Here is a 14,598-nt window from a genome sequence, read left to right on the forward strand (position 1 = left end):
TCAGACGAGGACTTCCAGGAAGCCGTTGTGGGCGATCTCCAGGGTTTCGCGGGCCGCCTGCGACTGCTCCGTATCGAAGGAGGGCCCGCTCCAGCGGACCGGCAGCACCCCGTCCAGCAGCCATCTGACCAGTGGCTTGCGGTCCGGGCCCAGCGCCACCAACTGGCCCGGCATCCGGATCGGTTCGTTCACCTGGAGCTGGAGCCAGGCCCACACCAGCGTGGTCTGCCGGGTCAGCGGCCGGCTCAGTACGACGTTGGAGTAGCGCAGCCGCGTCGGCAGATGCCACACCCGCCCGTTCATCCCACCCTCGACCCGCTCCTCCACGTCCATGGAGCACCCCAGCCCGTCGCACGAGCTGAACGCACCCAGCGCGTGGGGCCCGATGGAGAGCTGGAACATCGAGCTGACGGCGAACGGCTGGTCCGGCATGGCGGCGGCTCCGGTGTCGGGGGAGGGAGGTGTCGGTGGAGGGGGTGTCCGTGGAGGGGGCGCACCGCCCGCCGGGCGGTCACCGGGGGGCGCGCTCGCTCCCCGGGGCGGCCGGTGGCACCGGCCAGACCGGAATCTGTGGCCGCTCCAGCTCCGGAAGCACGGCCTCCGCGAGCACATCGGCGTGCCCCAGCGCGATGTCCCGTGCGAGGGCGGCTGTGTCGGGGCGGGGGGCCGGTCCATTGGGTGGCGTGGTGCCGGGGCCGTCGGGGCGAGGGTTCGCTCCGGTGGGTGGCGGGGCCGGCGTGCGGCTGTCGGTGTGGGGGGACGGTGGCCGCCGGGCGGTCGGCATGGCGAGCGGCTCGGAGGACGGCACGGAGGGCGGCGCGGAGGACCGCAGGGAGGGCGGCGCGGCGAACGGCACGGCTGATCCGGGCAGTTGACGCATCGGTTCGCCGAGCCGTGCCGGCCCGTGGCGCGGGGCGGCGGTGTACGGGAGGGGCACGGCATCTGGCAGGGGAAGGGCGGCGTCGGTGGGGAGCGGGGGCGCACCGCCGGGTGCGGCGGTATCTGCGGCGAGCGGGGGGCCATCGGGAGCGGGCGTCGGGTGCGCGTGGCCAGGAGGAGTCGTCGGCCGCCGGGGCATCACCTCGGGGGCGGGGCCGTCCGGACCGCCGTACTCCGGAGGGGGCCGGTCCGCTCCCGTCAAGGAAGGCATCCAGGCCTTCTCGTACGGAGTGGCCGACCCATCGGGTTGCTCCGTGGGCCGTTCGGAGACGGAAGAGGCCTCCGGCCTGTACGGGACGTCGTGGTGCGCGGGCACCGGGGTGCCGGGGGGAGCGGGGGCCTTGTGCGGCCCGGGGGCCGCACGCGGGTACGGGGTGGTGACGTCTACGGGCGTCGGGACATCGGCGGCGTGTGGAGGCGGACCGGGTGGTGCTCCCTCGAACGGGGCGGCCGTGGGGGCCCCGGACCGCTCAACCGGTGGGGGAGGGGGCGCTGCTGGAGGCACCGCGGGGGCCACGGCTGGCGGCGCGGCTGGAGGCGCCACCGGTGTCGGCGACACGGGCGGCCCGGATCCCGCCTCCCCGTACAGCGGGTTGCCACGGTCCACGGGTAACGGTCGGGGAGGGCGGGGAGCCGTCCCGGTGGGCAGGGGCCGCGATTCCCCTGGCGATTCCCGCCCGTTCGCGCCCTCTCTGCATGCCCCCTCTCCGTACGCGCCCATCCCGTGCACGCCCCCAACAGGCGGTGGCGTTTTCGGAGGCGGAGACCCCCCAACACCCCGCGCCCGGGCCCCCGTTCGGCGAACTCCGAGGCGTACGCCACCACTACTGCTGGGGCTACTACTGGAGCCCACCGCACGGAGCGCCCGCAGGGCGCCTCGTACCGCCCTCAGGAGAGAGCCCCGCGTGGTGGACGCGGCCTCCCCGCCCGGGCGCGTCGTGCCGGGGCGGTCGTCCGGCTCCTCGGACGCCGGTCCGTACGGGAGGCGCGGCAGGGCAGCGCCCCCCGTCGCACCGCTTTCGGCGCCGGTGCCGGCACCGCGCGGCACCCCCAGCACCGCGCCGCGCCCACCCAGCGGCACCCCGCGCGGCAGCAGTCGTCCCGCCGCGGACACTGCGGGCGCCCGACGCCAGGCGGCGAGCTCGTGCCGGAAACCCGGGAGCCGGCTGCCCGGACCCGAGGGCAGCCTCATGAGCGCTGCGACAGGGGGTCGGTGGACGGACACTGGCCCGCCGCCCGTCGCGGGCGGCGCACTCCGCGTCGCACCACGTGTCGCACTCTGTGTCGCGCGGTGGCGCCGGGGCAGACGCAGTCTCACGGTATCCCTCCCTGCTCCGTACGTGAGGTGTTGATCCGGGCGATCTCCCGCACCCATGCGCGCCGTTCACCGTGCGGGAGAGCGAGGATGTCCGCGTGCGACCAGTGGAAGTGGTAGGCGAGGTACGCGGACTCCTCCCGCAGCCGCTGCGCGGGGTGCGTCATCCTTCCCCCAGGCGGTCACCTGCCGTTCGACCCGGTACGGCGAACTGCGTGCCGCAGGACGGGCAGGCGACGGCCTGGTGGTCGGGGCCCAAGCCGTTGATCTCGCGGTAGAAGTCCTGGAGATGGGCCAGGTCCGCGGCGAACAGCCGCTCCACCACGTCGGCATGGATATCGGTCAGGGTCCCCAGCCTGGTGATCACCAGGCTGAGCAGCACGACCCCGAGATACGCCGGGTTCTCCCGCACCCTCTGGTCGACCAGCGGCGACAGTTCGTCCCGGGCGGTGGCGAGCCGCATACGGCCTCGCCGGTGCACGGTGCCGCCGCTGTCCACGTAGCCGTGGGGCAGCTCGAACTCGAACTCGGTGCGCAGCCCGGGGGCTTGCTCCTGCATAGGTGATTCTCCCGGCAGAGAAGAAGGGGCGGACAGCGGGTCGGGACCGTCAGTCGATGTACTCACGGAACACGGTTCCGGCCTGGGCGTCCTTGGCCCATGCCTCGACCTTGAACGAGGCGGACTGCTGGCCCGCCGTCAGGACCGGAGCGGTGGCGATACCGTCGTCCCCGCTGGTGGCGTTGGCCGAGGGATTGCCGTCGAAGCTCGCAGGATTCGAGCCCATGACGCGGAAGGTGACCCGGACCTTCGGCACGGGAGCGCCGTTCTTGTCGACGACCACCACCCTCAGCCGACGGTCGAAGTCCTCCCCGGGATCGGTGTGCTGGCCGGCGCCCGAGTGGTAGCGGGTGGAGTCGGCCTTGTCGACGGTCGCCCGGACAACGAGGTTCTCGAAGCGCGTGTACCCCTGTTCATCGGTCCATTCGGCGGTGACCGCGAACGTGCCCGGCTCCTTCGCGCGCAGCAAGGAGCTCTGCGCCGTACCGTCCTCCCCGGTGGTCCGCTGGTCGGTCTGCCGGTCACCCGGGAAGAAGCGGGCGTTGTCACCGACGACCGTGAAGGTGATGGCCGCCCCTGGCTCGGGCGTCCGGTCCAGCCTCTCCGCCCGGACCGTGAGCGGATGGGGGAAGTCCTGGCCGACGGTGGCCTCCTGCCCCTGTCCGGAGACGGCCTTGAGCTGGTACTCGGAGACCCGGAACATCTGCCCCGTGCCCTCCAGGCCGGCCCACAGCTGCCCGTTCCTGTCGAGGGCGAGGCCCGAGGGCCTGGTGCCCTTGCCCGTCGCGACGCTGCCGGCCACCTCGGCCTCGCCCGGATTGATGTAGCCGATCTGGTCCGCGTCCGGCATGGTGAACCAGAGCGTCCCGTCCGGCAGGACGAGCAGCCGCCCCGGGACAGCGGGAGTGTCGATGTACACCGTCCCGGGGTCGTCCACGTGGTACTTCGCGATCTTCTTGGCCGAGGTTCCCACCCACACGGTCCGCATCATCGCCTCGGAGACGGCAACGTCACGCGGCTCGAATTCGAGGCCGATCGGATGCGGGGAGAACCCTCCGCCCGTGGCGTCGAAGGTGAGCAGCTCCTTCGCCTCCGGGCACGAGACCCAGTACTCCGTGGGGGTGTCGGAGCTGATGGCCAGGCCGTACAGGGCGTGCTTGTAGGTGGTGGAGTACTCCACCGCGCCCTTCCTGGTATCGATGAAGACCAGGGACTTCCGGCCCGCGTGCGTCGCGACGAGCCGTTCCCGGTCCTCGCTGTTCCGGCCGACCGCCAGCGCATGGCAGGCGACGGCGGGTCCGGTGCCGTGGAGCCCGAAGTCACCGGAGGCGGTACAACTCACCACGCGGCCGTCGGCGCTGGTGTGCGCGTACGTCCACACCGTGCTGCTCAGTGTGGTCAGCGTTTCGGCCTTCCTGGCCGAGTAGTTGGGGGTGAAGACCCTGCTGTCGTACGGGTTGCCGGTCCGGAAACGGCCGATCTTCGCATCGCCCGTCACGAACCACAGGTACGGGTCGCCGGTCAGCGGGGGTGCGACCGCGACGGGCTGGGCACCCCCGCTGAGGGGGTAGTGGTTGGGGGACTCAGGTGCCGTCACCGCGTTCTCCTTCCGCGGCGGGGGTGTCACGGCTGCTCCGGCTGCTTGATGGTGAGCGGGACGGAGGTGGGCGGCTCGGTGTCGGAGTAGGCGATCTGTACCTGGACCTCCTCCTCTTCCACCCCGGCGCGCAGCGGCGGCACATAGGCCCGGCCGTTCGCGTCCGTGGTGATGACACACTCGCGGCTGCCGTCGGTGAAGGCGGTGGTGCTGTGCAGCGGATCCTCCACCACCAGCCGGCAGGTGAGCGGAATGCCGGGAGTGGGGGAGGCGTTGGCGACGTACGAGGCCACGAGCGGCACATCCACGCGTTCCCCGGGAGCGACGGTGTCCACCGGCTGCCTCACGAGCTGGGTCTTGCCGAGCACGTGCGAGGGGTCGTTGGGGACGACGTACCTGCCGACCTTCTTGTTGACGGGGCTGGTGTACCAGACCACCGCGTTCGTCTCCGGACTGCCGTGGGTGGCCACCCGTCCGGGGCTGATACAGAGCCCCTGTGCCTCGCTGCCGGTGGGAAGCGCAACGGAAGACTCGTGCTTGACCGCCGCGTTCTTCCTGAAACGATGAATATGGGTCTTGCCCGCCACCCAGATCATGTTGTCGGGCCCGAACGCAAGCTGGCGGGGCTCGTCAGGAAGCGTGTACTCGCTCTGCGTCATTCCGGGGTCCAGAATGTTGTAGCGGCACAGTTTATTGGGGTTGCTCGTCCCGAACCACACGTACCGGGAATCCGTGATGACGTGGATCGGGGTCTGATCCGCGGACTGTGGCATTTCGATCCGCTGCCACTGCAATCCGGTCCTCCGCGGCGTACACAAATAGAGCCCGTTGGTTTTCCGCCCGTTGCGCTTCTGCCCGGTGGCCCAGTAGGTGAAGTACTTGTCCTCGACGCTGACGGCCACGGACCACAGCCATGTGCTGAACTCGTCGTCGTTCTTCGGCAGGTGGAACTTGGTGACGGGCCGCTCCCCGCACTTGATGTGACCCACGTACGAATAGACGGGCTCGGCGAAGACGATGTAGTACGAGTAGGTCGGATCGTTGTCTTCCGGGTTCCCGGCGACCGACCGGAAGCCCAGGTCCTGGACCCGCATCGAGGTGACGGTCTGGGCCCTGGCGTCAGGCTCCAGATCGTGCTTCCTGAACTCCTCGTCCTCGATGTCGAACTCGTAGATGGGGTCGGGGGACTGTTCGGTGGCCGGGGAGGCGAACCACACGCACTTGCGGTCGCGATTGACGTCAGGGTCGGGAATGATTCCCGCGGTCAGTTTCGGGATGTCCCGGACGATGGGGGACTGCGTTCCCGGCGAATTCGGGTGGACCTTCACCAGGGCGTTGTTGTGTGTGGTCACCCATAAGTATTTGTCCGGACCAATGGTGATGGAGTGCGGCTGTCGGCTGCCCGCTACGGGCCATTCTTGAAGGTCCGCCATGCGGTCCCCCTCCCATTCGATGGAGCACGGAATGTCACTCACGGTATTCGCTCGTGATTGACATCTGGTACCCCGATGTACAGACGGTTCACCCGAACGAGTCGCCACAGACGGCATATCAGGGAACGCCCAATCGAAAAATGCGGATGCGTGTTTCCCTGCTCGTCAACGGAACGTTTCCGCAAAGGAGTTGAAAAAAGAGGTTTCTGATGCGGCCGATATGGTTGTTACGGCCGTGCCGAAAATCCATCTCCGTGGCCGAGCGAGAGCGCCAATAGTCCACTTTCGGCCACGTGTTGGGCTCTCCCCGACCCGCCCTCCGCGCCGCCGGGGGCTGAATGCCCCAACAGTCCCGGCAGCAACGCCGCGTTGGCCGCGCCAACCGTGTGACGAGAGAGAACCTCGCAGTCGTCGCCGGGGAGTTCGAGGAATTCAACTACGCGTCACAGTGATAAGGAGCATCCGGATCGCAATTACTGGCAGTTCAGGCGGCGATATGCGAGGCAGCGCGCCGGGTCACGCCATAGGCCCGTAGTGGGGCGTCGGACGCCGGGCAGGGCGAGCAGCGCTGGGCGGCATCGCCGTCCCCGGAGCCAGGCACAGGGCGGCCAGACGCAGGCGCCACTCCTCGCGCGCCCAGCTTCTTCCTTCCGGGCCCGCGCGCCGCTGGCGGACGAGCATGACGACGTACGTCACGGCGTACGGGATCAGATACGCGACCAGCAGGCGCTGCCCTTCGGCGCCCCACCTCAGGTAGGACCTGGCGATCCACTCCAGGGCGACCGCGCCGGCGAGATGCGCCGCGGCGAGCACAGGCATCGGCACCCACGTCCCGACCACCCCGGGAGCCGTCACCCGCTTGTCCATCGTGCGGGAGGCGGCCAGGGCGCCGAACGCGACCACGGAGCCGAGGTGCATGATCGCGACCCGGTTGATGTCCTCCATGGAAAGGCCGGGAAGGAACCACGGGAGCGCGCCGCCATGCCGCGACGGTCTCGCGACGACCGATCCGGGAACGCGGCCGCCCTGGATGCGCCGAGCCCTGCCCTCACCAGGCGGTGAGCGCGCCACTCCTGGCGCACGGAGGGCCCGGGTCGCAGTGGGAGCGGCCGAGGTGCCGGTCGTGCTCACGACGGTCAGCATGGAAGTGCAGAATCAACTGCCGAACAGCCACCGGGCGTTGACCTCCGTCTTGGGCGTCCTCAAGGGCTGATTCTCCAGGCCTGAACTTTCCCTCCCGCGGTCGGTGCGGTTGGCAACCTCGGTCGCACCGTCGGCGCCGCTTGCCCGCCCGCAGTCACCTGAAATGGCGTTCAATCCGCGTCTGCGTACGCGATATACCGTGTGGCCATGTCCGTGTTCATACAACAGCTTCCTGCGCTGATCGGCGTGGTAATCGGCGCCGTCGGCTCATATTTGGCGATCACTCGCGGCGATCAGGCCCGCTTCCGTCGTGAGCAGGCGGCTCGTTGGGACGAGCGGCGGCTTGCGGCCTACACCGACTACGCGAGGTCGCTGAAGAAGACCGTCACGTTGACGTGCCGGATCGCGGCCCACGTCGGCAACGACCCGCACCCGTACCCCTTGTCGCCCGAGGAAGCCGTTCCCCACCTGGCCGAAGCGACGGACGCCCGGGATCCGGCCGGAGAGGCTCTGTTGCTGCTCGGCCCCCCTGACGTGGTGCAGAGAGCGCGTGAATGGGTTGTCGTGGTCATGGACATGGAGCGATTTCTGCGCGACGGGACCCAGAGCCCGGAGGCCTGGTCGGCCCTGCTCCAGCAGCAGCGCACCGCGCGCGAGCGGTACTACGAGGCGGTCCGGGCCGACCTGGCGCTCCCGCCCGGCCATTCAGGGCAATGGCGCCTGCCATCGGCCCAGAGTTCGTGACGCCCCGCCGGAACGGCGACACGACCGCCGGCTGGAGTTGGTCGGTCCTCGCGCATGCCTGGGCGGACGCAGGAACTGCCGTGACGGCATTCACCGCACGGCCTTGAAGACGACCAGGCTTCGCATATCCTTACGGGACACGTCGGCGAAGAGCTTCTGCAGAGCGCTCTCGATGCGCTGGAGCTTGGCCTCGGGCAGACGCAGTCGCCGGGTGATGCGTCCCGGGGACACCCCGCCGTGCCACGCGATCACCACCGCACCTCCGGGACGCACGACACGGTGCAGCTCCCGAAGCCCGGCTTCCAGGTCGGGCCAGATGCCCACGTTGTTGACCGAGGCGACCCGGTCCATGCTCTGATCGGCAAGGCCGGTGTGGTCCGCCGTGCCGAGGTCCAACGTGACCCGTCCGGAGCGGACCGCTCCGCGGTTGGCCTTGGTCGCGGCACGGCGCATCTCGGGCGAGGGGTCCACTCCCCGGATGACGGCGGCCTCGGAACGGGCGACCAGCAGCCGGACCAGCCCACCGGGGCCGTACCCCACCTCCAGCACGCGGTCTCCCGGCTGGACGTCCAGGATGTGGAGCACGTCGTCCTGTTTGTTGGTCCACAGCATGAACCGCCCGGCGAGGCGCCCGCGCGTGCCGACCGGGCGCGCGAACGGCGAGGTGACGGGCCGATCCCCGGCCCACGAACGCAGAGGTGTGTCCATACCGGCAGGATGGCGCCTCACCCCGGCGCACATGCCGAACCGGCCCGCCGACCTCCCCGGGGCGTCCCCCGCATGATCGAGTCCTTGGCCCGGCCGGACGGGCCCGGTCGCTCAGGGGCCGGGAGCGCCGGCGCGGAGTCCGTCCATGACGAGGTCCAGGAGTCGTCCGGCGCGCGACTGCCAGTCGCCGTGCGGATCGATCTGCCAGAGGCCGGCGATGGCGAGCACGAAGTCGTCGGGGGTCACCCCCGGGCGGATGGTGCCGGCCTCCTCGTTCGCCTTCAGCAGCAGCGCGACGGCCGAGGTCACCGAGCCGCGCCCCAGTCCGGCCAGGCTGCCGTGCGCGCTGGTGGCCTGGCGCATCGCGTCGGCCAGGCCGGCCTTGGCCATGGCGTACTGGGCGAGGCGGTCCATCCACTCCCGCAGGGCCTGGTCGGGTGCGCGGGTCCGAAGCAGCTGGGATGCGGTGTCGGAGACCTGCTGGACTTCGTAGCGGTAGACCTCCAGTACGAGTGCCTCGCGGTTGGGGAAGTTCCGGTAGAACGTCCCTTGCCCGACGCCCGCCTTCTTCGCGATCGAGCTCAGCGGGGCGTCGGCCGACTGCGTCAGCTCCTCCAGCGCCACTTCGAGGATGCGCTCGCGATTCCGTTGCGCGTCCGAGCGCATCGGCGCGTCTTTCCTCTGTTGCACTCGTCCTCCTTCCGGAAATCACGGCTGGTCCGGTCTTGATAACCGGACAGTTGTCCGGTAGATTTGAAGCTAACGGACAGCTGTCCGCTTAAGCCCACCATAGCGGCAGATGCGGCCGGTGTGGATGCTCGGTGGCCATCGCGACCGACTTCTCGCCCACCGCATACGCCGCAGGCGCCCAAGCTGACGCCGCTACGCACAGCGCCACCACCTACCGAACCGTCTTGCCGGGATCACCCCGTTCGACGCTCTCGCTCCCGCGTGACTGCGAAGGCTCGACTTCCTGGCGGACCACGTCGGCATCAGGGCCCGCGCCCCGACGCCCACCGCGCCACATATACGCGAAAGAAGGCTGATCATGGCCCTATCGACGTCCAGCGCCATCACCCTGAACATCAACGGCGAGAAGCACACGCTGCCCGTCGACCATCGCACCACCCTGCTCGACGCACTGCGTGAGCATCTCGATCTGACCGGTACCAAAAAGGGCTGTGACCAGGGCCAGTGCGGTGCTTGTACGGTGCTGATCGACGGACGTCGGGCCGTCTCCTGTCTTCAGCTCGCGATCGCCTCCGAGGGGCGCGTGATCACCACCATCGAGGGCGTGGCGGACGGTGAGCGGCTGCATCCGGTGCAGCAGGCCTTCCTCGACCTCGACGGCTACCAGTGCGGCTACTGCACACCGGGGCAGATCTGTTCGGCCATAGCGATGATCGAGGAGCACGCGGCGGGCTGGCCGAGTGCCGCGACAGCCGACGTACGGCCCGAAGCGGGAGCGCCGCCGCTGACCGCCGACGAGATCCGGGAGCGGATGAGCGGCAATCTGTGCCGCTGCGGCGCGTATGTGTCGATCGTGCAGGCGGTCGCGCAGGCGGCGGAGGCCGAGGCCGCCCAAACCCCGACCACGGCACGGCAATTCAGCGGACCCTCCGGTCCTGGAGACCTTGCCGACCCTGCCGGCACGAAGGACGCGGAGATGACGGCATGAGGGAATTCGGCTATCAGCGCGTGTTCGACGTCCCCGGCGCGGTCGCCCAGCTCGGCGCCGATCCCGATGCGCGCTATCTCGGTGGCGGCACCAATCTCGTCGACCTGATGAAGGCCGGCGTGGAGCGGCCCGCGCTGCTCATCGACGTACGTGAGCTGCCCCTCGACGGGATCGAGACCACGGACGACGGCGGCCTGCGCATCGGCGCGACCGTCACCAACAGCGATCTCGCCGCCCACCCCGAAGTCCGGCGCCGTTACCCGGCGTTGGCGCAGGCGGTCCTGGCCGGCGCCTCGGGCCAGCTGCGCAATATGGCCACGGTCGGCGGAAATCTCCTCCAGCGCACCCGCTGCGGCTACTTCGCCGACCTGGCGAAGCCGTGCAACAAGCGCGTCCCCGGCAGTGGCTGCCCCGCCATCGAGGGCGAGCACCACAACCACGCGATTCTCGGCGCCTCCGAGCACTGCGTGGCCATCCACCCCTCGGACATGGGGGTGGCGCTCGCCGCCTTCGATGCCGTCATCTCGTACGAAACGGCAGACGGGCCGGGCGAGTTGTCGCTCGCGGAGTTCTATCTGCCCGTGGGCGACACCCCGCACGTGGAGACCGCGCTGCCGTCCGGCGCGCTGATCACCGGCGTCACTCTGCCGCCGACTCCGGTCGCCGCCGTCTCCCGCTACCGGAAGGTGCGCGAGCGCGCGTCGTACGCGTTCGCCATCGGCTCGATCGCCGCCGCCCTCGATGTCCAGGACGGAGTCGTACGCGAGGTGCGCCTCGCCCTCGGGGCGGTCGCGTCCCGGCCGTGGCGGGCCCGGGAGGCCGAACGGGTGCTCACGGGAGGTCCGGCGAGCGCCGACGCGTTCGCCGCCGCCGCGGACGCCGAACTGGCAGCCGCCAAGACGCTGCCCCACAACGGATACAAGGTGACGCTGATGCGCAACCTCGTCGTGGCCATGTTGACCGAACTCACCGAGGAGGCCGCCCGATGACCACGACAACCGGAACCACCGCGGTGACACGGGCCGTCGGCGCCGCACACACCCGCCTGGAGGGCCGGGACAAGGTCACCGGAGCGGCCCGGTACGCGGGAGAGATCCCCTTCGCCGAACTCGCCCATGGCTGGCTGGTGTTGTCCACCATCGCCCGGGGCCGTGTCCGCTCCGTGGAGTCCGCCCCCGTCCTTGCGATGCCCGGCGTCCTCACCGTCCTGCACCACGGGAACGCCCCGCGTGTCGACGGGAGCTACACGGGCATGCTGGGCCGGCCCGACCCGATCGTCGAGGTTTTCCAGCACGACCGGGTGCCCTTTGTGGGCTGGCCGGTGGCGCTGGTCGTCGCCGAGACGTCCGAGCAGGCCAGGGAGGCCGCCGAAGCGCTGGTGGTCCAGTACGACGAGGAACCGCACGACATCGCGTTCTTCGCCGGCCGCCCCGGTACGTACACGCCGGAGAACTCCCCGGCCGCGCAGGCGGAGACGGCGAAGGGGGACCTCGAGGCCGAACTCGCCGCGTCCGCCGTCGTCGTGGACGCCGCCTACACCACACCGGAAGAGCACCACAGCTCCCTGGAGCCGCACGCGGCGACGGCCCGCTGGGACAGCGGCCGTCTCGACGTCGTCGACTCCAACCAGGGCAGCATGTGGGTGGCGGACGAGATCGCGAAGCTCTTCTCCCTCGATCCTGCCTCGGTGCGCGTGCGGTCCGAACACGTCGGCGGCGCCTTCGGATCCAAGGGGCTCCGCCCGCACCAGATACTCGCCGTGATGGCCACGACCGTCCTCCACCGCCCGGTCAGAGTCGTACTGACCCGCCGTCAGATGTTCTCGCTCGTCGGCTACCGGAGCCCCACGGCGCAGCGGGTCAGGCTCGGCGCCGACACCGACGGGCGGCTGCGCGCGTTCGACCATCAGGCGCAGAGCCTCACCTCGACCGTGCATGAATTCATCGAGCGCAGCGCCGATATGGGGCGTGTGATGTACGACGCCGACGCGCACCACACCGTCAACCGTGTCGTACCGCTCGACGTGCCGACGCCGACCTGGATGCGTGCGCCGGGCGAGGCACCGGGCTCGTTCGCGCTGGAGTCCGCACTCGACGAACTCGCCGAGAAGATCGGTATGGACCCGATCGCGCTGCGCGCACGCAATGAACCGGACGCGGGGCCCGTCTCCGGACTCCCTTTCAGCAGCCGCAACGTGCTCGCCTGCTTCCAGGAGGGCGCCCGCAGGTTCGGCTGGGCGGACCGGGATCCACGTCCCGGCACGCGCCGCGAAGGGCGCTGGCTGCTCGGGACCGGTACAGCCGCGGCCACGTACTCCTCGGGGGTCGTCCCGTCCACGGCGGCCGTGACGGCGGAGGCCGACGGCACCTTCACCGTACGGATCACCGCGGCGGACGTCGGCACCGGCGCGCGGACCGCGCTGGCCCTGATCGCCGCGGACGCGCTGGAGGTGGAGCCGGGACGTATCCGCATCCAGATCGCGGACAGCGACTTCGGCCCGGCGATGATCGCCGGCGGCTCGATGGGCACCCGCTCCTGGGGCTGGGCGATCATGGCCGCGGCACGCGAGCTGCGCGAACAACTGGTCCTCGGCGGTGACATCCCGCCGCAGGGCATCACGGCACGGTCGGACACCGGCGCGGCCATCAGCGCGCTGGCGAAGAAGGAACGGCACTCCTTCGGAGCGCAGTTCGCCGAGGTCGCCGTGGACGTCACCAGCGGCGAGGTCCGCGTACGGCGGATGCTCGGCATCTTCGCCGCGGGCCGGATCATCAACCCGCTGACCGCGCGCAGCCAGTTCATCGGCGGAATGACCTGGGGTCTCTCCATGGCTCTGCACGAGGAGGCGATCAGGGACCAGGCGTCCGGCGGCCATGTCGGCGCCGACTTCGCGGGCTATCACTTCGCCGCGAACGCCGACGTACCGCTCATCGAGGCGGACTGGGTGGACGACCCGGACGCGGACGACCCGGTCGGGATCAAGGGCATCGGCGAGATCGGGATCGTAGGAGCCGCGGCGGCGATCGCCAACGCGGTCTGGCACGCGACCGGTGTCCGCCACCGGGACCTGCCGATCCGGCCCGACCGGGTCCTGCTGGCGGGAACCCGACCAGCGGGAGAGCGCGATGCTTGACATCGCCGACGAGCTGAACCGATGGGTCGAGCAGGGCCGGGACTTCGCCGTCGCCACCGTCGTGGCGGTCGGCGGCAGCGCGCCGCGCCGGCCCGGCGCCGCCCTCGCCGTCGACGGCGAGGGCACGGCCATCGGCTCGGTCTCCGGCGGTTGCGTGGAGGGGGCGGTGTACGACCTGTGCGTCCAGGCGCTCCAGGACGGCGAGGCGGTGGTCGAACGGTTCGGCTACAGCGATGTGGACGCCTTCGCGGTGGGACTGACCTGCGGCGGGGTCATCGAGGTCCTGGTCACGCCGGTGAGCGCGGCCGCACCGGACAGGCAGGTGTTCGCGGCGGCTCTGTCGGCCGCCGCCCGACGGGAGACGGCAGCGCTCGCCCGCGTGGCCCGGGGCCCGGCCGAACTCCTCGGCAGGGCGCTGCTCGTACACCCCGACGGATCGTACGAAGGCAGTCTCGAAGGCCCCCCGGACCTTGATCGCACGGTGGTCGGCGAGGCCCGCGCCCTGCTGGACGCGGGCCGTACCGGCACATTCGCCCTTGCGGAGAACGGATCGCGCTGCGAGGCCGATCTGACACTGTTCGTCGAGTCGAGCGTGCCGCCGCCCCGGATGATCGTCTTCGGTGCGATCGACTTCGCCGCGGCCCTGGTGCGTACGGGCAAGTTCCTCAACTACCACGTGACCGTGTGCGACGCCCGCCCCGTCTTCGCCACACGGACCCGCTTTCCCGAGGCCGACGACATCGTGGTCGACTGGCCGCACCGCTACCTCCAGCGCACCGAGACCGACCGCCGCACGGTCCTGTGCGTGCTCACCCACGACGCCAAGTTCGACGTCCCCCTGCTGGAGGTGGCCCTGCGCCTGCCGGTCGCGTTCGTCGGCGCGATGGGCTCGCGCCGCACCCATGAGGACCGCCACCGCAAACTCCGCGACGCCGGCGTCACCGAACACGAACTGGCCCGGCTCCACTCACCGATCGGCCTCGACCTCGGTGCCCGCACCCCTGAGGAGACCGCCCTCTCCATCGCAGCGGAGATCGTCGCAGCCCGCCAGGGCGGCACGGGCGCTCCACTGACCGGCTCGCGGACACCCATTCACCGTGACGACGCGAAGGAGCGGGAGGCCGGCGGGGCCGGGTCGCACGCCGCCGCGTGACCCGGCTCGGTCTCCCCTGAGGCCGGCGACCGAGTGCCTCTTGCCGTCGGTGCCGGATTTTGCGCAGTTTGCGGTGGGGAGGCATGGTGGAACGGGAAAATAGCAGTATTGGCGCTGCCGGCGCTCGTGCCGTGCTACTGTTGATCCCAGTTGCAGTTGTGGTTCCCATAGCGCCTTTGATGGCTTTATGTCGTCG

14 protein-coding genes are annotated in these 14,598 nt (G+C 70.4%); 5 read left to right on the forward strand and 9 right to left on the reverse strand.

Translation table 11 applies throughout. The features are described from left to right. From KI385_RS38020 to KI385_RS38050, 7 genes are all read right to left on the reverse strand, one after another. A complete protein-coding gene (locus KI385_RS38020) occupies positions 1 to 432 on the reverse strand; it encodes a phage tail protein (RefSeq protein WP_238576571.1) in 432 nt (143 codons plus the stop codon). Positions 433 to 511: 79 nt separating this feature from the next. Beyond that, positions 512 to 1,150, reverse strand: a complete 639-nt coding sequence (locus KI385_RS38025) for a hypothetical protein (protein WP_238576572.1) — start codon at positions 1,148 to 1,150, stop codon at positions 512 to 514. Positions 1,151 to 2,253: 1,103 nt separating this feature from the next. After that, the gene (locus KI385_RS38030) at positions 2,254 to 2,421 is read right to left on the reverse strand and encodes a DUF6760 family protein (RefSeq protein WP_238576573.1); all 168 of its coding nucleotides are present in this window, start codon (positions 2,419 to 2,421) and stop codon (positions 2,254 to 2,256) included. Then, complete coding sequence (locus tag KI385_RS38035; protein ID WP_425357024.1) at positions 2,418 to 2,879, reverse strand: hypothetical protein; 462 nt, start codon at positions 2,877 to 2,879, stop codon at positions 2,418 to 2,420. Before KI385_RS38035 ends, KI385_RS38030 begins: the two co-directional genes overlap by 4 nt. Then, positions 2,863 to 4,410: an NHL repeat-containing protein gene (locus tag KI385_RS38040; protein ID WP_238576574.1), complete on the reverse strand. Its 1,548-nt coding sequence runs from the start codon at positions 4,408 to 4,410 to the stop codon at positions 2,863 to 2,865. Before KI385_RS38040 ends, KI385_RS38035 begins: the two co-directional genes overlap by 17 nt. Before the next feature lie 26 nt (positions 4,411 to 4,436). Further along, entirely contained in the window at positions 4,437 to 5,762 is a 1,326-nt protein-coding gene (locus tag KI385_RS38045; protein ID WP_238576575.1) for an NHL repeat-containing protein, read from the reverse strand. Between the two features lie 597 nt (positions 5,763 to 6,359). Beyond that, entirely contained in the window at positions 6,360 to 6,788 is a 429-nt protein-coding gene (locus KI385_RS38050; RefSeq protein WP_238576576.1) for a hypothetical protein, read from the reverse strand. A 405-nt stretch (positions 6,789 to 7,193) separates the two neighbouring features. Here KI385_RS38050 and KI385_RS38055 point away from each other — a divergent pair, with 405 nt between their 5' ends. Then, the gene (locus KI385_RS38055) at positions 7,194 to 7,730 is read left to right on the forward strand and encodes a hypothetical protein (RefSeq protein ID WP_238576577.1); all 537 of its coding nucleotides are present in this window, start codon (positions 7,194 to 7,196) and stop codon (positions 7,728 to 7,730) included. Positions 7,731 to 7,820: 90 nt separating this feature from the next. Here KI385_RS38055 and KI385_RS38060 read toward each other — a convergent pair whose 3' ends face one another. Together KI385_RS38060 and KI385_RS38065 are read right to left on the reverse strand one after the other, a co-directional pair. Further along, entirely contained in the window at positions 7,821 to 8,438 is a 618-nt protein-coding gene (locus KI385_RS38060; protein ID WP_238576578.1) for a class I SAM-dependent methyltransferase, read from the reverse strand. A gap of 111 nt (positions 8,439 to 8,549) precedes the next feature. Further along, complete coding sequence (locus KI385_RS38065) at positions 8,550 to 9,104, reverse strand: TetR/AcrR family transcriptional regulator (protein WP_238578024.1); 555 nt, start codon at positions 9,102 to 9,104, stop codon at positions 8,550 to 8,552. Positions 9,105 to 9,486: 382 nt separating this feature from the next. Here KI385_RS38065 and KI385_RS38070 point away from each other — a divergent pair, with 382 nt between their 5' ends. The 4 genes from KI385_RS38070 to KI385_RS38085 are packed head-to-tail and all read left to right on the forward strand — an operon-like array spanning position 9,487 to position 14,402. Next, positions 9,487 to 10,116 carry a 2Fe-2S iron-sulfur cluster-binding protein gene (locus KI385_RS38070; protein ID WP_238576579.1) on the forward strand — a complete coding sequence of 210 codons (630 nt, stop codon included), beginning with the start codon at positions 9,487 to 9,489 and terminating at the stop codon, positions 10,114 to 10,116. Beyond that, positions 10,113 to 11,105, forward strand: a complete 993-nt coding sequence (locus KI385_RS38075; protein WP_238576580.1) for an FAD binding domain-containing protein — start codon at positions 10,113 to 10,115, stop codon at positions 11,103 to 11,105. Before KI385_RS38070 ends, KI385_RS38075 begins: the two co-directional genes overlap by 4 nt. Then, positions 11,102 to 13,249, forward strand: a complete 2,148-nt coding sequence (locus KI385_RS38080) for a xanthine dehydrogenase family protein molybdopterin-binding subunit (protein WP_238576581.1) — start codon at positions 11,102 to 11,104, stop codon at positions 13,247 to 13,249. The genes KI385_RS38075 and KI385_RS38080 overlap by 4 nt, the downstream gene beginning before the upstream one ends. Beyond that, positions 13,242 to 14,402, forward strand: a complete 1,161-nt coding sequence (locus tag KI385_RS38085) for an XdhC family protein (RefSeq protein ID WP_238576582.1) — start codon at positions 13,242 to 13,244, stop codon at positions 14,400 to 14,402. The genes KI385_RS38080 and KI385_RS38085 overlap by 8 nt, the downstream gene beginning before the upstream one ends. Positions 14,403 to 14,598 lie beyond the last annotated feature (196 nt).

The organism is Streptomyces inhibens (assembly GCF_022221585.1).
In the GTDB taxonomy this organism is placed as follows: domain Bacteria; phylum Actinomycetota; class Actinomycetes; order Streptomycetales; family Streptomycetaceae; genus Streptomyces; species Streptomyces inhibens.